The sequence below is a fragment of the Pandoraea iniqua genome, assembly GCF_902459685.1.
GTDB classification, from domain to species: domain Bacteria; phylum Pseudomonadota; class Gammaproteobacteria; order Burkholderiales; family Burkholderiaceae; genus Pandoraea; species Pandoraea iniqua.
In genome coordinates this window covers 338,516-359,986 of the sequence record NZ_CABPSF010000006.1, presented here as the reverse complement: position 1 = coordinate 359,986, position 21,471 = coordinate 338,516, and the positions used below count along the sequence as shown (strand labels likewise).

14 protein-coding genes and 1 pseudogene are annotated in these 21,471 nt (G+C 55.5%); 3 read left to right on the top strand and 12 right to left on the bottom strand.

Going from position 1 to position 21,471, the window contains the following annotated elements; genetic code table 11:
- Positions 1–59: 59 nt before the first annotated feature.
- The 5 genes and pseudogenes from PIN31009_RS20980 to PIN31009_RS20965 form a co-directional block, all read right to left on the bottom strand.
- Entirely contained in the window at positions 60–1,643 is a 1,584-nt protein-coding gene (locus PIN31009_RS20980) for an EAL domain-containing protein (protein WP_150740265.1), read from the bottom strand.
- Between the two features lie 275 nt (positions 1,644–1,918).
- A complete protein-coding gene (locus PIN31009_RS20975) occupies positions 1,919–2,374 on the bottom strand; it encodes a DsrE family protein (protein ID WP_150740264.1) in 456 nt (151 codons plus the stop codon).
- Positions 2,375–2,546: 172 nt separating this feature from the next.
- Positions 2,547–2,948 (bottom strand): annotated as a pseudogene (locus PIN31009_RS28520) (Clp protease N-terminal domain-containing protein); the annotation flags it as partial.
- 1,034 nt (positions 2,949–3,982) lie between these two features.
- Positions 3,983–4,675, bottom strand: coding sequence for an aquaporin Z (gene aqpZ, locus PIN31009_RS20970; protein WP_150740263.1), 693 nt, complete (start codon positions 4,673–4,675; stop codon positions 3,983–3,985).
- Between the two features lie 325 nt (positions 4,676–5,000).
- A complete protein-coding gene (locus PIN31009_RS20965; protein ID WP_150740262.1) occupies positions 5,001–5,807 on the bottom strand; it encodes a LysR family transcriptional regulator in 807 nt (268 codons plus the stop codon).
- A gap of 122 nt (positions 5,808–5,929) precedes the next feature.
- On the opposite strand from PIN31009_RS20965, the gene PIN31009_RS20960 reads away from it, so the two are divergent.
- Positions 5,930–6,664: an SDR family oxidoreductase gene (locus PIN31009_RS20960; RefSeq protein ID WP_150740261.1), complete on the top strand. Its 735-nt coding sequence runs from the start codon at positions 5,930–5,932 to the stop codon at positions 6,662–6,664.
- A gap of 65 nt (positions 6,665–6,729) precedes the next feature.
- Here PIN31009_RS20960 and PIN31009_RS20955 read toward each other — a convergent pair whose 3' ends face one another.
- Positions 6,730–8,112: a serine hydrolase domain-containing protein gene (locus tag PIN31009_RS20955; protein WP_246185784.1), complete on the bottom strand. Its 1,383-nt coding sequence runs from the start codon at positions 8,110–8,112 to the stop codon at positions 6,730–6,732.
- 1,377 nt (positions 8,113–9,489) lie between these two features.
- Between PIN31009_RS20955 and PIN31009_RS28215 the strand changes: the two genes are divergently transcribed.
- A complete protein-coding gene (locus tag PIN31009_RS28215) occupies positions 9,490–9,885 on the top strand; it encodes a hypothetical protein (protein WP_150740260.1) in 396 nt (131 codons plus the stop codon).
- 2,747 nt (positions 9,886–12,632) lie between these two features.
- On the opposite strand, the gene PIN31009_RS28480 is transcribed toward PIN31009_RS28215, so the two are convergent.
- Together PIN31009_RS28480 and PIN31009_RS20940 are read right to left on the bottom strand one after the other, a co-directional pair.
- On the bottom strand, positions 12,633–13,145 hold the full coding sequence (locus PIN31009_RS28480) for a YfaZ family outer membrane protein (protein ID WP_370855784.1): 513 nt from the start codon (positions 13,143–13,145) through the stop codon (positions 12,633–12,635).
- Positions 13,146–13,333: 188 nt separating this feature from the next.
- Positions 13,334–13,519 (bottom strand): PAAR domain-containing protein, encoded by a 186-nt coding sequence (locus PIN31009_RS20940; RefSeq protein WP_306440203.1) that lies wholly within the window; start codon positions 13,517–13,519, stop codon positions 13,334–13,336.
- Here PIN31009_RS20940 and PIN31009_RS28210 point away from each other — a divergent pair.
- Positions 13,463–13,690 carry a hypothetical protein gene (locus PIN31009_RS28210; RefSeq protein ID WP_246185791.1) on the top strand — a complete coding sequence of 76 codons (228 nt, stop codon included), beginning with the start codon at positions 13,463–13,465 and terminating at the stop codon, positions 13,688–13,690. The genes PIN31009_RS20940 and PIN31009_RS28210 overlap by 57 nt on opposite strands.
- 658 nt (positions 13,691–14,348) lie before the next feature.
- On the opposite strand, the gene PIN31009_RS20935 is transcribed toward PIN31009_RS28210, so the two are convergent.
- The 4 genes from PIN31009_RS20935 to PIN31009_RS20915 form a co-directional block, all read right to left on the bottom strand.
- Positions 14,349–15,458, bottom strand: coding sequence for an inovirus-type Gp2 protein (locus PIN31009_RS20935; RefSeq protein ID WP_150740258.1), 1,110 nt, complete (start codon positions 15,456–15,458; stop codon positions 14,349–14,351).
- Between the two features lie 562 nt (positions 15,459–16,020).
- Positions 16,021–17,640 (bottom strand): DUF3987 domain-containing protein, encoded by a 1,620-nt coding sequence (locus PIN31009_RS20930; RefSeq protein ID WP_150740257.1) that lies wholly within the window; start codon positions 17,638–17,640, stop codon positions 16,021–16,023.
- A 1,589-nt stretch (positions 17,641–19,229) separates the two neighbouring features.
- Entirely contained in the window at positions 19,230–20,159 is a 930-nt protein-coding gene (locus PIN31009_RS20920) for a hypothetical protein (protein WP_150740255.1), read from the bottom strand.
- A gap of 212 nt (positions 20,160–20,371) precedes the next feature.
- The gene (locus tag PIN31009_RS20915; RefSeq protein ID WP_150740254.1) at positions 20,372–21,055 is read right to left on the bottom strand and encodes a hypothetical protein; all 684 of its coding nucleotides are present in this window, start codon (positions 21,053–21,055) and stop codon (positions 20,372–20,374) included.
- Positions 21,056–21,471 lie beyond the last annotated feature (416 nt).

Genomic DNA, 21,471 nt, shown 5'->3' with positions numbered 1-21,471 from the left:
AGAAGTTCGAAAACAACAAATATTACGTTTGGGAAACCACCTGGAAAATGAGATTTGCCTCAGATCATCAGGCTAGGAGAGCTGCATCCAACCGGCACTCCGTCCGTTTCCTGCTGACCTTGCAGGTGCCGCACGAAGACTTCACCTGCCATCGGTCTCCCGAAAAGGAACCCCTGGAAGACCGGCACACCCAATTCACGCAAAAACTGAGCTTGCGATTGGCGCTCGACCCCCTCTGCGATGACCGTGAGATTAAGCTTCCTGGACATTTCGAGAATGCTCTCCAACACCTTCTCAGATGCAGGATTCTCCCCAATCTTCGCCACAAATGATCGATCAATCTTGATAGCATCCATGTCAAAGTCTCGCAAATACGAAAGGCTGGAGTGCCCGGTACCAAAATCGTCTACAGCAACTTTGACGCCCATCTCGTGCAAGGCACCAAAGATTCCGCGAATGTGACTGTTGGGTTCCAGCAGTTCGCGCTCTGTCAACTCGAGCACCAACTGAACGCTTTGCATCCCAGGTCTCGCAAGAAACGCTTCGCAATCGCGAATGATCGTCGAGCAGCGCAAATGCTGAGCACTTACGTTGAAGCTAAGCCTAAATCCGTCGGGGACCTCAGCTTCACTCAGAACAGTGGCCACTGAATCAAATAGCCCGCGGGTCATCGGGACAATCAAGCCGGTCGATTCGGCCAGTGGGATAAAGTCATTGGGAGCAACAATGCCTTCTTTAGGGTGTTCCCACCGGATCAGCACCTCTGCACCAAGCCACCCCCCACCGGAGGCACTCACCAACGGTTGGAAATATGGAACAAACTCTCCCGTGCGCAGCGCACGCTCCAATTCGTGTCGACGCGACCCAACGAGACTAAGGGCCTTCCTGGCGCAAAGCCCAAGAATCGCACCGAAGACGGCGAACGCAAGCAAGAGTACGGAGTAGTCAGCAAGCACGCGCCGGCGAAGCTCCCCTTTGGGGATTTCAGCCCATACGCTGATCGGAAACAACTTAGATTGCAGAACGATTGCGTCGCTTGGTGCCACAATTCCGCTGGGCATGATGCCGTCCCGCCCAAGCACCTCACCGCCAACATCAAGCATCAAATCTGTGCCATTTCGCCTGACCATTGACAAGGCATCGCGAACGTGGCGCCCGTCTATCGTCACGATCGCCCCCCGCCCCCCACTTACCCATCGATAGATCAGTAGGCTCGAATCAGGCTGCGTACCGCTATGGCGAAGTAGTCGAACTCGGCCATCGACATAGGCCTCGACGTCAATGCTCCTGCGATACTCGCCCTGGAGCGAGCTGCAGTAAATTTCCTGATCATTCGTTAGTAACTCTACCGAGCGTACAAAAAGAACGGAATCCACCTGCTCACGCAGCTCAAGGACCACATCGGCGCATCGAGCACCAGCCTCAAGCCCGACACGCTTCGCGGTCATCGATGCGTTCGAGAGCATTCGATCAACTTCCTCCAGCGCGCGGCTCGCTTGCATGTTCGCGTCCGCGACCATCGCTCTCCTGGCTTCTACGCAGGACAACCAGGCACCGCAAACCAATGGTGCCACAGTCGCAGTAAGTGCGATCCAGTGGCGCCAAGCCTGGGGAACCGGGAAGTCGAAGAGACGATCTCGCAAGTTTTCTCCTGATAACGCGCCCAGCAGTGCACTCCAATCGTATGCACCAAGGTACCGCTGAGCCCAAAACTCATTCTTTTTATTTTCGAAGCTCGCGTTTGAATTCGCGTCAAATCAGCTGCATCAAGTCACTCGGCGGTATCCTCTTGGAACTTATTTGGATGAACCGATGGAAGTGCGGCGTTCTATTTTGACTGCGGGAAGGGGATAAATTCGGACACCTCTCTGCGAGAAGCAGAGGGCAGCTACGCTGCTTGAGCTTTCAAAGCTTCGGACTAGATTGTGGCGAGCGGGACGAGCGTAATCTGGAAGTTCTTCACTTTGGCGGTTTTCGCATCCATCAAACACTCGAACGAAAAGTCGCGCCATCCGCCCTCAAAGCGAGCTTGGCCAACACCAACCAGCTTGGTCGTACTTTCGAGCGACAGACTTTCAGGATCGTTGTTTCCAAGAAAGACACGGTCCGCCCCTTTCAATTTCTTTGCTAACGCCGGCAGTGCCGCGGGGCGGCAAATGAACTCGGCCACCTGCTTTTCTTCGGTCCACTCTCGGGCCACGGAACGCTCACCACTTAACTTGAGTTTGGCGATTCCCGCATTGATGGCACGTTGCTGGGCTGACGAAACGAGATTTCCTTTTGCCTGTCGCACCGTTTGTCCGACCGACACGCCGGAATGGCCCCATGTGCCGATGAGGATGGCACAAACAAGTGTGAACGACTTCATTTTCATGGCTGATAAATCTTCCGCAAGGAGGTAAATTGACGCAGCAATCTCTGACGCCCTTAGCATGCCGGCGCAGGGAGTCACAAGGCCACACATAGACGAAGGGCAACGCTCTAGCAATCGCAATGGATGACAACGTCTGCACGTCGTCCTGCCAAGGGATCGCATGAAACTGTGGGGCATCCGCTAGTGCCATCCATATATGCGCTGACGACATCGATTGCGATGGTCTATCGGCCATCTGAGTTTTCAACCAAGCCAACTCCAGTAGCAATCGAATCCGCCGGGAAAAGCCCGAACCGTCTTCTGGTAACTCTCTCACGTTGAGCGCAGCAGCCTCACATAGATGCCGCTCCAGCTTACTTGCGTCAACATCGAGTTGCCTCAGAATGGCCCCCACCGCCCCACCGGGCTTCCTAAGCATCGCGATCAGCCAGTCTTCTACGTCAACGACTGGCGCCGTCCGCGCTTGTTGCGCTTGGCGCGCATCGTTAAGTGCACATTTGCACCAGATACTCAGCGCAGAAACATAGGGCGCAACGCCTCCTTCGGCATGCGCACCGGGAATAAATTCACTCATGCCCGAGGTCAAAACTGAAACCCGACACCCGCCAGAAAGATGTCACTATCACGCCCGGCTCGAGACACAACTCTAGACCATGACGCACTCAAGGACACACGCTCAGACGGCTTTAGATCAGCCGCCATCGTCAAGAGGCCAGCGATTGTACTTTGCCGACCGGATGCCTCTGGATTCGGCTGATATCTTTTCCACGCCACGTACGGCCCTATTCCTAGGCCCAACGCCAACCGATCATTCGCAAGCCCCTTTCGGAGCCAGACCTGTGCGGCTACCCCGCGACGCTCTCCGATGTCACTGCGCCCCTCACGTAGTAGGGACAACGTCCCGTCCATAGAACTAGTCATGCTCCTGCGAAACTCGATCGCATAAGCACCTGCATTTTGTGACGTAAGGCTATTTACAACCGACAAGCCACCGAGCAGCGATAGCGTGTTGCTACCTATCGACGGCCGCTGAGAAGGTTCTCGCATGTCTCGATGAAGCGCAGCAAAACGATACGTAAGTCCGATTGTGTAAGCGTTCGTTCTCACACCCTCACTGGCACGAACCCAATCCCCCTGGAAGGTTGCCGACCAACGCCTCGCGAACGGCCATCCGACGTATGCGCTGTAGATCAATCCGACACCATGGCGGTTGCGATAGGCACGATTTGAACCAACTGCGACGGTATCAAAGTAGCGGTACGGACCAAACCCGACACCCGCATCGAGCCCACCAAAGATGCCTGTCTTGCCGGCCCAAAGCTGCACACCGAATCCATCCCGATGGTGGTCCGTAATGTGCCCTTCGTTATGCCAGGAAAACGACGTAGAAATGAGTGGCGAAATTGGCTGCCTATAGCCGAAGCTCCACGCGTAGCTATGCTCGAGATCATCGCGCTCAAGGTGCATGAGGCCACCTTGCAGGTTAACCTCCTGAGCACCGGCGCCCGAGCAATACAGTAGGAAACACAAAAACAGACTTCGCCAAACCACCGCACCTTCCCCTACGCGGACCACGCAATTCGCGAGGTCCGCTCTCTAATCCGGGCGCTACTCAGTAGCGCGCAACACGCGCGACATGAGGCCACCAATTCCCCCCCCCACAATGGGGACCAACCAGAACATCCAAAGCTGATCGACGGCCCACCCACCTTGGAATATGGCCACCCCAGTACTGCGAGCGGGATTCACTGACGTATTTGTCACAGGAATCGATACCAAGTGAATCAACGTTAGCGCCAACCCAATCGGAATAGGAGCGAAGGACGCGAGTGACTTACGGGAAACGACCCCATTGATGATGACTACGAAAAATGCTGTCAGTACAAACTCAATGGCAACACAGGCACTCAGAGCGTAACCGCCTGGGGAGTGATCACCATACCCGTTGGAGGCGAACCCCGATGCCGATGCGTCAAACCCGGGCACACCGCTGGCGATCAGGTACAACACACCGCCGGCAACAGCCCCACCTGCCACCTGCGCGATCACATAGGGAAGAATATCCTTCACCGGAAACAGCCCTCCCGCCCATTGACCGACCGTAACCGCGGGATTGAAATGCCCTCCGGAGAGATGCCCAACGGCATACGCCATCGTCAGTACGGTCAAGCCAAACGCAAGCGCCACTCCAGAAAATCCAATTCCAAGCGAAGGAAATGCCGCCGCCAATACGGCACTTCCGCAACCACCAAAGACCAGCCAAAACGTCCCAAAGCTCTCTGCCAGCATACGTCGAAGCATGATTCCTCCGTAGATATAGGATTCGCCTACCTCAGCGCCCAACCAGTTCGTCAGCCGGCACTGAGCTATTCCGCACTGCTCGTTCGCCCTGATTTGACGCTCATTTCCCAACTGCCATATTTCACAAACAAGCAAAGATGTTTGATCCGTAGCAGCACGCCTCAAAAAAAAGAAGTCACCAAAATTTGGCGACTTCTATTAAGGTTCCAGAGGAACATGCGGACACACCAACAACAACGACGGATAGTATCTGCAACATAAGCCCGCCATTTGGCGCCTCGACCTAGATTGCGGGAAATCTCACATAGAGCCCACCCACTGGGGCTCACTCGACGACAGTCTCATAAAGTCTCGAGATATGTGGATTACGAAGCGCTTGGGCCCCAATGCAGAGTCCTACACGCCGAGAAATTGCCATGCTAGGTATTAATTTTGCGCCGACGCCCCGCCTCTCCATCACCAGCGAACGAGGAACAATTGCGACTCCCGCCCCGGCCGCGACCAAGTCCAGGGTGCGCCGCAACGATGTTGCCTGCGCGACAGCATTTTCACCAGCCTCGCCGTAAAAGGGGAGCAACTGCTGATGCGTCGGGTGTGATGGGCAAGTCACCCAGCGAGAACGGATGAAGCTCTCGCCCGAGCCCCCAAAGTCCAAGCCAAGCGCGTAGGCGAGAACATAAGGCTCGACCCACAAGGAAGTGAACAACTCTCCTTCACAGCGCCGCTCCTCACTTTCGAGTCGGATTTCCCCTTCGCATCCTTCGCGCACGTGAAGCGATACGGACAGGAGATGCCGCTCAACGCGCTGGACAAATGAACTCAACATGCCGCCCGAGACGTCGCTCCCAACCCCCATCTCAAGCACCGTCGCTGCACGGCCGGAATGAAAGCGTATGCGCAGGCGCTCGATGTCGGCAACCATCCTCTTCGCTTGCGGATACAGGCTACGCCCGTCAGTTGTCACGCCTACGCCACGCGCCTCTCGCGAAAACAGCGACACGCCGAGCGTTTGCTCCAACTGCTTGATGCAGTTGGATATCGCCGGCTGCGTCAGATGCATGCGATGCGCTGCAGCCGTGATATTGCGCTCCTCAAAAACTGCGATAAATGCACGGAGGTGCCGATACTCCATAAACAATCCATAAATTTGAATTATGCATACTACAAGAATTCTCCATTTCTCAACGGGAGGTGGATTCAATAGACTTCGGCACGCTTCGTACCGAAATGATCTCCAACAAGGAACCGCTCAGCATGACGACAACCTTGCTTCCCCTTATTGCAATTACCGGAGCGAGCTCTGGCATTGGACTCGCCACCGCCGCCAAGTTCTCCGCCATGGGGCACCCTCTTCTGCTCATGGCCCGTCGCACGGAACCGATGTGCACGTTAGCCGGGCCACAAACAATGATCGTAAGCGTCGACGTGACAGATCGACAGGCCTACATGAATGCAGTCACACAAGCCGAAGCGCGCTTTGGACCTGTCGACTGCCTCGTGAACAACGCTGGAGTTATGTTACTTGGCGACGTCGCGAACCAGGCGCCCGAAGAATGGGATCGCATGATTGACGTTAATGTTCGCGGCGTACTGAATGGCGTTCACGCCGTAACGCAGGGAATGATCACCCGTCAGCGCGGCACTATAATCAACGTCAGTTCAATCGCCGGTCGGAAGAGCTTCCCGAATCACGCAGTGTATGTAGGTACCAAATTTGCCGTGACGGGAATGTCCGAGAATCTTCGTGAGGAGCTCTCGCAACACAACGTTCGCGTCGTCACAGTCGAACCCGGCGCAGTCGAAACCGAGTTGCTTAGCCACACAACCAATGAGGCAATCAAGTCAGACTACGCCAATTGGAAGAGAGAGATGGGAGGTATCGTCCTGAGCGCGGACGATGTCGCCAATGTCATTGCATACGCATACGCACAACCCCAGCACGTGTGCGTTCGGGAGATCACGCTCGCCGCCACACGACAAGCGGCATAAAACCCTTTCCCAAAGAATGTGCGGTGGCCCGCGAGGGGGCCACCGCCATCGGACCACAACTGCAGTTATTCCGACTTTGCCGCCATTAGGAACTCACCTACCGCTCGAAAAGCCGGCAAAGTGATCCAGTCATTGGCGCCATTCGCCGGCAACTTGGTCGATGCGAGACGCACTATCGTCATTTCAGCCTCGGGATCCACATAGATGGCCTGCCCAAATATCCCTCGAGCCTCGTATGCACCATGATCATCGCCAGAAACCCACCACATGTCCTTATAACTCCACCCCGGCAGTGTCTTGAAGCCGGCCATCGCAAATTTCCCGCGATCCCCGCCACCACGGATTTCAGCGACCACACGTGCGGGCACAATTTGGCGGCCGTTGTAGCGCCCCTCGTTGCGCATCACCTCCCCGAACCGCGCGAGATCACGTAACGTTGCGTTGAAGCCTCCCCCAGCACATTCGGTCCCTTGACTATCGACATCAAAGTAGGCGTCGTCCTGCGCCCCCATTGGCTGCCAAATCATTGCTGAGACCAACTCCGACAACGGACGGCCGGTTGAGCGCTTGATTATCCAACCCAGGACTTCAGCGTCGGGCGTCTTGTACGCAAATGCCGCACCGTGCTCGCCATTGCGTTTCAGGGTCTTGAGGAAGTCGTACAGGTTCGTTGGGCCAACATAGCCGTCCGGGCGTTTGATAACACCAGCAGCTCGAAAATAGGCCCAGATTTGGGCAGACGGATCGCTGTACTGCTCCGAATACTGAACGCCGATCGTCATGTCCATGACCTGTCGAACCGTCGCACCATCGAAAGCACTACCAGCCAACTCAGGAACGTACTGGGTGACTTGAGCGTCTGCATCGAGACGCCCATCCTCGACCAGCATCGCAGCTATCGTGCCGACGATGGATTTCGTCACGGACATGACGGCGTGTGGCATTTCGCTTTTCAACACGCCGGCATATTCCTCGTACACAACTTTCCCCTTGTGTAGCACGATGATGCCATCGGCATCAGTCACTTGCATCAGATCAGAGAACTTGTGACGAACGCCATTCAAGTCGGCAAAAGTGACATCTCCAATGGGTGAGCTGATGTGTTGCGAGCGAACGAGGGGGGACGGTTGGCCGTCTCCTCGCCACACGTTGGCAGACGGCATCAGCCGGCGCATGTTTGAGAAACTCCAACGATTCTTGGGGTAGACGAACCCACCGTTATCGAGCGTAATCGATGCATCCGGGCTAGGCGGCGAGCCCTGCATCCAACTGGTCGGATTTAGCTCTGCATTGTCCACCGGAGCACTCGCCATTGCGGAAATTGAAATTCCCATGGCCACTGCGGCAAGCGCTCCCGTAATCACATTTCGCGCACAAGGCGACGATTGCGCCAGCCCTTCGCGCATCGTGTGCAGCGACGATCCCAACACATTTCTCTTCTCGAACATTCTGTCTCCTCACGTCAATTTATTGGTCAATTACACACCGTCAATCCCCCGTGCCCGATCCTCCTCAAACGTCAACGGAAACTACGTCGTAAACACCCCCAGCCATTACAGCTTCGATATATTCCATCAGCCAGCGGTCAACATTATTCAGTTTTGAGGTTACCTTCAGGACTGCGATCGGATCCTCAAACCGAATGAGTGTGACGGCCACGAGACGTCGCAAATCGTCCTCGCAAGGCGAAGCAATCATAGTGAGTCCCGTAGCGATCGCCGCCGCAGCAAGCAATATCGGATGAGATCGGCTCTCATTGGCACTTGCGAGTATGTCGGGACGCAATCGGCACGTCGTATCAATACACAATTCGGCGACTCGCCAAGCGCTAACGTTCCCGTAGGGCCACCCTAAAGGAAAGCTATTGCTCGGCGATCTCAGCATTCGAACGAGAACAAGCGCCGATGCTCGCCTATGCAGGCAATCGCCGATCTTCCGCCAGAGCGAGACTGCAGTTGATACACCGACCAATGTTTGCAACATATGCCCTCCCCGCATAGCGCGCTCAAATCCCCTGACATCACACGGATTCGCTTCCTGAGGATATATATCAATCATTCAGACCGTCAGACATAAGGGAAGCCTCAATTTCCGGATTTTCAACAGTTCGCACGAAAGTGCCGCCCCCCCTTGAATATGGTCGTGTTCGGTTTCGAGGAGAGTCAAACTGAACCTCCCTCGACTCAACAAGAACGCTATCCGGTCTCCTCTTGGACTGGCGAGCCCGAATCTCTCCCGCTCAATAGTTTTGAAATCAACGCATCTGCGGTTGAAATGGCGCTCATGCGTACACACAGCGAAGCAACAGTGGTCCAGCAAACCGAATCCACGGCTACCCTACGCAAGTGGACCGGCACGCGAAGCAAACATGCGGGATTCGACTCACTGCATTCGTCAGGACATAGTGGAATACGCAGCCAGAGAAATGCCAGGACGCCAATAGCTTGCTTTTTTTGCGCATCAAGCGCCGATCACATCGCATCCCCAGACGGAAATGGTGCAGGCCAAAATTTCATGCGCACCACTACTCGCCTTGAGAATTTCTAAGCGCCATTTTCTCGCTGCCACGACGAGACTTAGGGTACCGATCGCTTTGATTGTTGGCATTCTTCTGGCGGCTTTCGTCTATAGCCACCAGACGATTCAAAAGGAGATGCCAGCCCTACACGAGCTTGTCTCCGACTATGAGTTTGCAGTCGACGAATGGATTGAACTTACCAATTACTAGAATGTGAAGGCATGCAACAGCGCATGCAAGGCGGCCGTGCACTGGCGCCGCAGACTCTACCCAGGCACTTCGTACAAACGCTTTTGGATGCGAAACGATGATTAACTCGAGACTGAAACACCTTGTCGGGGCCCTCGCGATGTCATTCGTGAGCTACGCGGCTATGGCTCACACTGACGTTGGAATAGCGATCGGGGTTCCCTTGCCGGCATACGCCCCCCCTGCAGTGATATACCAGCCACCGCCGGTTTATGTGGCACCGGTTCCTAGTTATGCGCCCCCGCCGGTGATCTACCAACCCGTACCAGCGCCATACGTCGCACCGACCCTCTCGATTTCCATCGGTTGGCATGGCGACCGATATTGGGACGGGCGCCGCTACTGGGACCGAGAGGAGTGGAATCGCCATCACGGCCCCGACCCCAGATGGCACGATGATCGCTACGACCGGGGGCGTGGACGGTTCGGCCCAGGCCCCCAACGTCGGTATTGAGTCATTGGATCGCGAACATATGGTTTCCGAGCGACCACCCGACGGATAAAGGCGTGCATCACAGGTTGCGGCGTCTCGCTGACGATGCAACAACGTCAGAGAGACCGCCCCCCCCCCACGGATTGCCAAAATCCTTGCCCTCTTCCCAAGCGAGGACTTAGAGATGCGCGCCAGCGCTGCGAAGAGGCATTCTTTTCGCGACAGTTTCGGGGCTCACAAAATGGCAGATCTGACTATGTTGGAATCCGTGATCACACACGCCCCCAAGTCAATTCACATCAAGACGGCGGATATCCACATAGATGCCACTGGCAAGTCTGCTATACAGCAATGCAAAGTGCCCGTAGGAAGCACGTTCTTCGGAGTGCCGATGAAAAATGATGTTTTCCATGGATGGAAAATTGAACCACCGCACCTTTGCTCCGAAAACGACGAAGTATGGTGGGTAAATGGTCGAATATCGTCAATTCGCGACGGCACCTCTACTCACATCGCTCTACCGATGCATTTCTCGTCACGGACGCTAGCATTGCGTAGATATTTCATAGTGGCCCGACTACGGATCTTGGCGTTGGGGTAAACCTAGTCACCTTCGGTTGCCCTTCCCTCCATTGCCTTCACCGGATCACGAACAAGGCAAGTTGGGATCGACACGTTGATGATGGATCGCCAGCGGGGGCTGAGTCCCCCCCTACACAGACCTCGTTTGGCTGACAGCGATTCAGCATCTAGATGCTCACAGCCCTCCCACCTCATCAGCCGCTCCCGCCTAAGGCCCGCTCGCATTTCTCACTGCCGGCCCCTACCTTGCGACATACGCCTAGCCTCGCGGAATTGCCCACATCCGGCGAGGCACATTGAAGTGCGGCGATACGCCCGCCGCCCAGCCGATGACCAGGTAATCTGCCCTGCCAGCGCGCTCCCGCATATATGCCCACCACCAAGATCGACACGACAAGTGCGACAACCACCCAGCGAAAGATGGGCGTGCACGATGCGCCAATTTCGTACCAGCGGTTCTGCCTGAAGAGATTTCTCGAGATTCGCTGTTTTCCGGATTTCATTCTTTTGCACGCTCCCATGCACCCACGCAGTCGCGAAAAGTCGGCACCTCATATACATTCACATTTCGGAACGAAGCGAACCGGCGCGCCCTGGATTCTCGGAGCCGCCACACAAAGAAAAAGGCCGCTTCTTGTGGAAGCGGCCCGCCCTTCTGCCAATTGGGGGGCGGCAGAAGGGGTCAAACACGGCACAATGTTCTGCGCCTAAGCGAATTATGATCGGCAAATCCGCCATCCATCCTTTCGCCCACCAAAAAGCAGACTTCCCTTGGAGACAGGGAATCCCCACGTTCACGCGACTCAGGTCCGCCGTTGCAGCGTAGGACCACGCACCCAGAGGAACGAGAGGACAATCAACATCACAAGAACATCAACAGCTATGACGACGGCTAGCGGGCTATCCCAGCCTCGAACCAAGTCCTCTCGCGGCTGCCCTCCTCCATATGCATCAAGAACGATCGCCCAATTAAAAGCCAAGGTCACAACTGCAAATACGAACAACATCACAATAGATATTGCACGAGACATGATCGATCACCTCCGTCCGATATCAGCATCCGACAGGCAACCGGTCAACCACGCCGACAATCTCCTATTGCGCCCGTCGTCGACTCGCTCTTCACTCGGTGAAGCAATGGTTTTAGGTGCTAGCGCCGGGAAGAGCGACACTCAAAAAAGTGCCGCTTCGCACGGAAGCGGCAAAAGCACAACCAAAGAGGAGATATGACTCGCTATGCACTGACCGAACTCAGTGGGTGCAATCAGCGATAGCAGTGCCAGACTATCGCGAACTCGCCTTCAAAAGCTGGAGTGCTCGTATCGCGACCTCGAAAACCACGCGCATTCAATCAAAAAACTGATTTTTGAAAAGAGCACTTCGCTCCCCCTGCGCGCCGCAATATGCCCACAAAGATTCAGGACAATGCGCTGCAATCACGGCGAACACGAAATCCAAACGCCGGCATCCAAAAATCAAAGCGGCATACGAACTCGAATGCCGCATGCTTTCAAGCGCCGAATACCTCGGCTCACGGGATGCTCGCCCCCCCCCCATCAGACTGACACTGCCTAGGAGACCATACTTGCATCAAACCTATCGGTATGTGCTAGCTGTCGCCGCCATCACCCTGTGTCTCGCACGAACCGCTCATGCGGAACAATCGTTTTCGATGATCATCAGCAATCTTTCGAGCGAAGACCTCACGCTAAACTACGTCGCGGATGCGTGCATGATCGACCACGGCCCAACGGTCATCGAAATCCGTGCGGGAGCAACGTCGCAGCGAATGGAGCTCCGGTCAAGCGACAGCCCATTCGGCGATTGCCGGTCAGCCACTAAGAGCATCAACTGGATAGGTAGCTTCAACAGTCCGGATAAATTTGTCACCCCATCATTCACGTACACGTTCGACCGCGGGATGTGGTGGACAAAGGTAGCTGGCGGAGCGAGAGATGTTTCATTCAGAGCCACGTGTGGTCACGACGTGTGCGATTCCGGAATGGGGAAGGTGGGCCCAAACCCCGGGACTATTCGCATATTTGTCGGACCTTAGTCTCGACATAAAATGCTCCGCCAACTTGCGGTCACGCGATTGCCCTCCCCCAACACTTCAACACTACTATGGCGCGCGTGCCGAGTCTTGGGTCGATGCGTGGTACACGACCGCGCCGCTCCCCCCCCCCCTAGAACGAAAGACCCACCCCGGCGTAAGCCCCATTGATCAGTCGACTATCCGGTGCTCCGCGCCGCCCACCGAGAGACTCATATCGCCACCCCGCCTCAACCACGACGGGCTTAAGGCTCCACTGAAGCCCGGCGGCGAATTGCGAATAGCCGCCCAATCGGCTATTGAAGGCGGTTCCAGGTGTGTAATACGCGCGCCCCGACAGGGCCAAGTGACTCGCAAGCCCCACGCTTGCAGTCAATCCGAACGGCGTTGCGAGGCCTCCGTTACCGCTTGAGGAACTGACATACAAGGCTTTTGCGCCGACCCCCAGAGATACCCCTGCGACCTTCAACCCGATAGAGATACCGGGTCCGACAGCAAGCGCCGTATTACTGCTTCGCGCCGCATCAAAGGTCAACCCAGGCCCTTCCCCGACCGGATCCCGCGAAAGCTCCTGATACCTATCCCCAAACCGGAAAACATAATTTGCAGCTTCAGCAGTAGGTACCTGCGTCAAACCGACACACACCAATATCGCAAACAGTGCTTTCTTCAACTTCCCCTCCGTTAAAACAAGGACCTCATGTGGCTCACAACACGTGCCGGGAGTTCTGCATAGTCGGATAGCTCACGCGTACCAACGCACATACGGATTAGACTTCATGCCGAGCCCTATTCCTGACATAACAAATCAGGCTCCCAGAGCTATCTCTCGGATCAAACTCCTTGCGAAGCCGCCAACGAGGAAACAAGCCGGCACCCACAGAGGCAACGATGCATATGTAATGCGATCGGAACGCCCCGATCCCTGAACGACGCGGCGCCTTCGGCAATATTCGTTTTTCCATGCAGTTCACAGATTGCAGGATCACCCTGGCGACCGACACCGAGGCCGAGAAACAGGAATGTTGGCGAGCAGCCGATAACTTGACCACCATGTTCAAGGGCATCCCCGATGCGGATTGGATTCGGCATACTGACGTCTCGCAGAATGTGCAATTGAAGTTCATCTGGGGACGAAAAAAAACCGCTTCTTGGGGAAGCGGCGAAGACCCATATCCTCAACTGACGTGATCACCTCTTCTCAACTCGAGGAGGAAATGCTTCGCATGAGGAGCATGCAGGTTATCATCGCGCGTTCGCTCAGCCGCATCACCACGACGAGATCCAAGACTTTCCGCAGAAAGCACTCACATCCTGGAGGGTGTTCAAGCCTGACTCTTGATATTTGCCCGCTTGTACCGCCAGTGGGTGAGCTAACGAACGGCCGCACAGACCATCAGCGCCCCAACAATTTCCCCTCGCTCAAGAAGAAGTCATTGCCCAGACCGGTTGCGCCTAACGTGGCCATAGACCCAAATCCTCTGGTTCGGACTCTCGCGGAGTGGACATTTCGGCGAATGACGCAGAGTCGCTCGACTGACGACCAGTTTGGAGGGGCTTTTCCAAGGTTGCCATTGAGCTCCAGACTGTTGCAGAGGATTGAAGAGCTGAGTGCGCTCGGCCTGCGACCAGTCCGATCTATCGTTACGCCTGTATCGACGCCAACTCGCTCTGAAGAAGTGAGCGTCAGGGACGTGAATGAGGCCTCTCGCGTATTTGGTTGGCGCTAGGTGCGCGTAAACCGATTATGAATCGACTTCCGCACGCCCGCACCTACTCCGTCAGTACGCCTATATAGAATCGCTAGCGCGTGGTTCAGTGAGGACATCCATCGGCCCAGCCATGCCGATCACTTATCGCGGCCCCGCCTACGCCCTGCTTTGATCTTCTTGGGGACCTTACCCCATCCGATCGTTCGCATACGCCGAAGCCCCTTCGTTCGAAGATATTGATCTGCCTTCGCCATATACTCAAGCACCTTTCGCAGCGCCACCCGCTTCTCGACATCTACCGAATTGATCTGCCCAACTCCAATGCCAAATCCGCTCGTTTGGTAGTGACGCTTGCGCTCTGGCGTATTGCCATTCCAATAGTCGCCGACACCGTCCGTCACCTTCTCCACCCAATACTCACCGATCTGGCGCGCATAGTACTCATCGTGGTTTCGATCCGATGCGTAAAAAAATAGAACGTGCATATGCATTCCGACGTCGGCCCCCGCTTCGATCGTCCACACGTAGTTCTTGACGCCGGTCATCGGTTTCGTCGTGCGTCGAGCCGACAGAAGCTTGTTCCGGTGTTCGGATATAAGTTCGGGCGTAACTGAACTTCGATAACGCCTCTCATAGCCCAAGGTCAACCAAAGGATCAACCAGCGCGAACGCCCTTCCCCTTGGTCACCTCCCTCTGAGAACATTCTCGCTTCCAACTCCATCAGGCGCTTCACGTTCCGTTTCGCGTTCAACCGACTCAACCGCTCCGCTTCTTTGAAGCGACGCGAACCACAGCGCTTGCGTATCAATCCAATCAATGCGTTGAACAGATCCATAGATCTGGTGCCGTCCTCGCGAAGCCGACTGCGTGGAGGTCGAAAGCCATCCCAGCCGGACATCAGGTCAAGGTCACGGCAGGCTTCGTAAAAGGCACTGACTTTGGGAGCATAGTGGGTCCCCTCCTGATATAGACAGATCCAACCACTCACCTTTCCGTAATAACGCTTGGCAAGTCTTCCTTCTCTCACGCAACCCAATTCGTTCGCTTCGGTCTCGGTGAATGCCAACTCGTCGGATCTCAATAGATCTGCCACAAACTCCTCGATGTGGAAGAGATATCTTGGGGTCCTGGCATCCCGCAGAGTTGCACGAACTTCTCCGTCAATCTCAAGATCCTCATACATAGAACGCTGATGCATGTGCTGGCATATTTCCAGCACATCTATCAGTTCATTCTGCGCGTCCATTTAGCCCCTCGTCGTCCAATTCGTCGTCATTTCATGGCCGAATGACTTAACTTACCAAGGCAGTGAAATCCGAGCGGAGCCCCACTGTGCGTCCATCGTGCGCGTGGACACCGCCTTCCGATGGAGACTTGGCGGGATTTGCTGACTAGTCCAAGCATCGACAATTGGGTATGTCGTCCTATGCGGGGACGCGTCTGCAACGCGTTCTGATGAGTACCAACTACGGCCTACCTCTCCTACCTATACCTATTCCATAAAGAAGCAAAAGTCGCACCGACGCAAGGCTTCGATGGGCCGAGGGAATGGCGCGCTTGCTAAGCGTTAAAACCTTGCAATTCCTCGGAGGCGCGCTTGCAGAACTTACGCACGCATCACAGCCATTCGGAACGCCAAGGTTGAGTCGCATGCCGGAACGGAAATGGTCGAGGCAACTGAGCGAACAAAGGACTGCACGCAGTGCCGGACAATCTGAGACACCTTGGGCCGTTGTCAAGGGAAGCCGCCTCCCCCAAAAAAACGCTGCTACAAATGCTACGGTAGCAGCGTAGCTTTACACCATGTATCACGCACAGCCCCGACCACGCGCCGTATCCTCGTGAGCGAAAGACCTAAATCGCTCCTCCGTTTGCGATGATCGCCTCCCCCCACCAACGAATACTGTTGGCCGCGCATCCGAGTCGAATATCGACTTGACACGCTGGCCGGGCGGAGACATTGGCCGCTCCCACGAATCTGGGCAGCGGACAATCAGCCCTCCCCTCGGGCCGACCGTCTTCTGAATATTGCCGCGCGAAGCCAGCTTCTCAATTGCGAATATGACGTCCTCACCCCGCACACTCGAATGGTTTCTGAGATCTCGCTCAGAGTAGGAACCGACGGGGAGCCGACCGTAGGCAACGCCATTCTTGACCGCTTCGCGTAACCAACGCAGCAATCGGTGCGCGCGCTGCTCATCGAGCTTCGCAGCGGAGGGCGCGTACTTCTCAAAAATTCGCACAAACGACTGCCCGTACCAATCACAGAATGTGATGGCGCTCCGCATCGTTTTCGCCGATATAGCGCCACTCTCCCCCGAAAAATAGTGGAACAACGCCGCCAATCGAGTCGCATGTTGTCCGATTTTTCTGAAAAACGACGCGACCTCCTCGGAGAACCCACAAGCGCTAACGTAGTCGCTAACTTGGTCCTTGTACCGAGCCCAAATATCCGCCGCCTCATCGGTTATGTCTAACGTCTTGCGATCACTCACCGCAGGGACCGGCGACGCGAGGATCTCAGCAATGCGTGCGTTGAAACGCGCAAGATATGGCTCGTTCGCCACGTGAGTCAAGGTGCGACGCATGTGTCCCGGACGACTTTCCACGAAAGCAGGTAAAGTTCGCGCTAGCAAGCCAGTATCAAAAGCAGCAGCACCTCGGATCTTCATGTAATCGTCGAATCGCCCCCCTTGGACTAATATCGACGTCGTCAATCGTGGGCCGACTACAGATTTATCGCCGCCGACAAGACCAATACGCCTCGCCTCACCGCTCCAGTACCCGGACAGTGCAGCGGGTTCGCGATAAATTGGACCGCTCAGAGTTTGCCCTCCCTCTACCGAAATGATGGATGCACTCGACTGATCGGCGAGCGCGTTCCGCAACTGCTCAGAACTGCCGTCAAACTGCATCAAGTCATAGCGAACCGGCCTCTTTGGCATTGCCTTGGCGTGCTCAAGTCGCATTTCAGAGACGCGATTTGCCGCGTCCGAACTTGGCGCAACCCGGTATGACAGCTTGGAGAGTCGAGCACCCTCGTCTCGCCAAATCGCCGACCTCGCATCAAACTCCACCATCTCTTCGTTGAACGTTTGTTCACGAACCGTCTGTGCCGCCTCGATCGCCCTAAAATACCGCTGTTGCGCTAGAGACTTTCCGCCACTTGAGTCGCTTATCGTAAGAAGAAAAACGCCAACCGGTGCTGGTTCGAAGTTAGGTACCAAGATGTTTACGCGGTCGTGAACCGCTACGGAAATGGCACCGATTGCCGCTTGAACGACAACCTCAAGCGGAATATCGATGGTTGACGTCGTCTCCTGGACGGCTTCACGAACAATACCCGGAAGCTCGTTCACTGGACACGGCATGTCTGGCGCCGGAGGTACATAGCCCAGGTTCCAGCGTCGATTTTGGGAAAAATCCACAATCACTCCCTCTCAGATTTTTTAGCACCGAAACGTTCGTGATACATCCGATTCAATTCTCCTGCCCTCCGTTGACCGCAGCCCAGGTACGCTCGAATCTTGCTTTGTGTGGGCTCAATCAGGCCGTCCTTGACCGCAGAGTGAATGAGACCAAGCCTCGATTCATCTTCTGACTCGGTCCCACGTCTTGGCGATTCATATCCCTTGTCGCCAGCAACATCACCATCTGTCGCCCCGTCACGCTTCACTGTCTCAGACTGTGACACCAATGTCAGCCTCGGCCGACCACGTACGTCCTGTGCCACGACCGTCCAACCGACTATGGCAGTCGCCTCAAGAACCACGGCCAGCATGAGTCCAACAAGAAACTCCACGCGACGCTCCGTCGTCCCGACCCAAGACGCGACTACACTCGCGACAGGGTCAGATCGTGCTGCCGCACGCTGCGACTCCGTGTGCGACAGCTGCGCGTCATGCGCATCCTCTCGCGATTCGCGACGTTTCGCCTCGTCTAACTCCACAAGGAGAAAGGACCTCTTGGCAATTAAACGCTCCCGGCGCACCTTCATGCTGTCGCACCCTATGTAACAACGGTCTTGTGAAAACTTTGGCAGCGCTACGTCTACCGACATGATGTCCTTCGCGATGTCGACCCGTGATCGAGCACCGTGGTCGCGCGACTCAACGAGAGGACGTACGGCGACTACAAGTCGCGCTCGAGCGTCGGCAGCGTGACTCTGCGTCATCAAGAAGAATGAGATCTGTCCGTAAAGAACGGGAAGTAGCGCGATCAGCCAAACGGCGACGGCTGCAAAACGAGGGCGACCAGCAAGACAGTGGAACCTGACCGGTAGCAAGTGCACACTTAGGACACAAACACTGACAAGTGCAGCACGCATGAGTTGCTCCGGCAGCCTGTCCGTGGAGGACCAATTCGCGTAAATCGCAATCGCTAGCGACGTACCAGTGGCAAGTCCCGCCAGAAGGAGGCCGCCCCAAACCTCCCACCCCATGCACATCCAGTATCTGGAGCGACGGCGCATCGCCAACCAGGACGTTTCGGGGACAGGGATGCTTACCGAATCCATGTTCTGACCTCCTCGAACCGCACCTCCGCGGGGGAAGAGACACCTTCGGCACTTCCAGCGGGCTTGACTCCCGGCAGTTGGCTTGAATCGTCCATGCAGCCGAAAAACTCGAACGCGCCTACCCTCGGGCGGAGCTCAAACGACATCGCGCCCCCTTTTTGCCAGTTGCTCTACAGCGTTAGCGGGCCAAAGCAAGCGCCGGCAAGCCTCAAGCTTTAGGGGAACCACACCGTGATAGCTGCCGGTCTGGGAATAGCGTTTGCGGATTGACTGCGGACGCAACGAAATTGCCGAAGCGAGCTCGTTGGTTGTGAGAAAACGACCAACCGAGGTCGATTGGGGTGTGAGAGACATCACTTTGCTCCAATTTTGCAGCGAAACTGAGCACGGTTTCGCGTTGCGTGACGTCGTCGCCGTGTATCAGAATTGATTTCACGGCAACGACATGGAGCGAAGGTTATTAGGGTCGATCCAAACTGAGAAATTACTGGTGAATTTTGGTCACTTTTGGTCTTTTTTGGTCGTTTCCAGCTTCCGCAACGCGTAGCGATAGCGCTTTCCCAGCATCTCACGACTTAAACACGAGATCTCGCCGCTGATGTCGCAATACTTGACTTCGTTTTCCGCATAGCCTGTCAAGTGATGAGGGGGGTTTTCCATTTTCGCCAACGCGACTAGAGCACTCCACATCGCATTCGCATCGTGCGGGACGTCAGATTTTGTGTATGCGGAATTTAACGCAGGGCCCAGATGGCCAGAGAACCAAAGGTGTGGACGGCCAACGGGCGTCGGACCACGTTCCCCAACCAGCCCACCGGGAAACTCGTCGGCCTGCTCGCCGACCAATCGTTCAGTCTCGGCCGCCTTACAGCTAGAGATCGACGTGTCCTTCTCATTCGATACATCGTCACGCCAAACGCGAGGGATGCCGAACTTGCACAAGAAGCGCACGAGTTCAGGTCTATCAAACCCGATCAACCGAACTCGAGGAAGCCCTTGGCCCGGATGGCACAATCCCGTCCCGGCGACAGTCGGGGATGTCCCCCCTCCCCATCGCTGCGATGAGAAAGTTGGTTGGATTGCAGCCGTTTTATGGTCCCACTCCCATCTCGCTCGAACTTTGAGCTCTGACAGCCCGTTGTTGCGAGCCGCTTCATCTTGAATAGGGATGTTTATTGCCGATCTGTCAAACCACTTCGGCAAATCTGAAGCATCGGAATTTGACAAATACTTCAACAGCTTGACCGCCGCGCGAGATTCTTTGAATAGCTGCCTGAGCGGGGATCTACTCATCAGCAATATCGTCTCGTCGTCCGACGTATGAGCGGGCAAATACGCATCGACCTCCTCATCAGCCACGACGATCGGCCTAGCCGTAGCTTCGATCAACTCAAGAAGCGACACAAAGTCAACATCACGCTCTATAGACAAATCGAATCTCCATGGTCAAGTAACAAGTTCAATTCCCAGTCCCAACGAAGGCATGGGACTGATCCACAAATCCGGACTCGTTGCAGTACTAGAAATTGTGGGCCTAGATCCCACGCATCGGCAACACTCGCGTTATCGGTGCTTTCCGTTTCAGTTGTCGCGGGTCTGTTAGCCCCCAGGACAGTCACTTCCCCAAGCTTCGCCGGGATACGTCAAGACGAAAGCTCACCCCACGGACTCTGCCACGCCGATTCTTCAATACATTGAAAAATCCGAGCGACGGCCTCAAAGCAAGTGCGCAAAGATACGGCGTCCAACTGCTCTGCCAACGTCGCCCAGTCGCCATGAGCAAACGAGTTCCGTATCGCGCGGAACGCGTGAACAGTGCCGACCGACGCCTCATCAACGCTCAGATTGAGTCCTGCATTGTGCCGAAGATGATGAAGCATAGACTCGAAGTCGCTCATAGATCGGTCACGCTTTCGGGGGATGGCACCGCAGAGTTCCCTTGTGACCAGTTTTAGTGCCCATTCGACAAAGCTGCAAAGAAGTACGATCGATGTAGCTCTTCCAATCACTTCGATGTTGTCTTCCCACATTGGAATCTCATCATCGAGCCAGTCCAGTTCCGATGCACAACGACTTCGCCCGTCGGTGACACTTCGTTGAGCTGTGAGCATGCGCAGCCGTCCCTCCGACGATAGAAGCTGATCGAAGCAATAATCGTTGAGTTGTCGCAACTTATCGAAGAGAAGAAAGAATGTGCTGGAGAATCGTTCGGGCTGATAAATGTAGAAGCCGTCCGCCAGCGCATTGCCATTTTCGTCCTCAGCACTGGCTCCAGCCCAATAGAGTCCGTACTTACTTGCGATGTTCAGTTCGTCGTCCAATGCCATGACCTCCGTGGAGCTAGTGCTGATTTCGTAGCAGCAAGCGATCTTAGAGAGTGGTACATATCGCAACACCCGTTGATGACCGGCAGCGCCATCGATGTTGAATAGGCACTGATATTAATATGGGAGCACGGCTCTAGGAGATTGGGGCCTTATGCTGCGACACAAACAAGACGAAAGGGAGCGGTGAGAACGCACGCGCGAGTTGAAGCGCCGGAAGGCTGTCGATTGATCCGATGTCGGCGCTCAGAGTGTGGATTTAACTGGCCGGGGGGCGACAACCGGGTGAGAGTAAACACAGGTTGGAGCGTCTTGCGCTGACAAAAGAAGATGACAACAAAAGGCCCAACGTACTTCATCTCTTCCGCCTCTTCGACCGCCCCCCCTTTTTCGTGTCCGTCCGGTCCGTTGAAATCGGC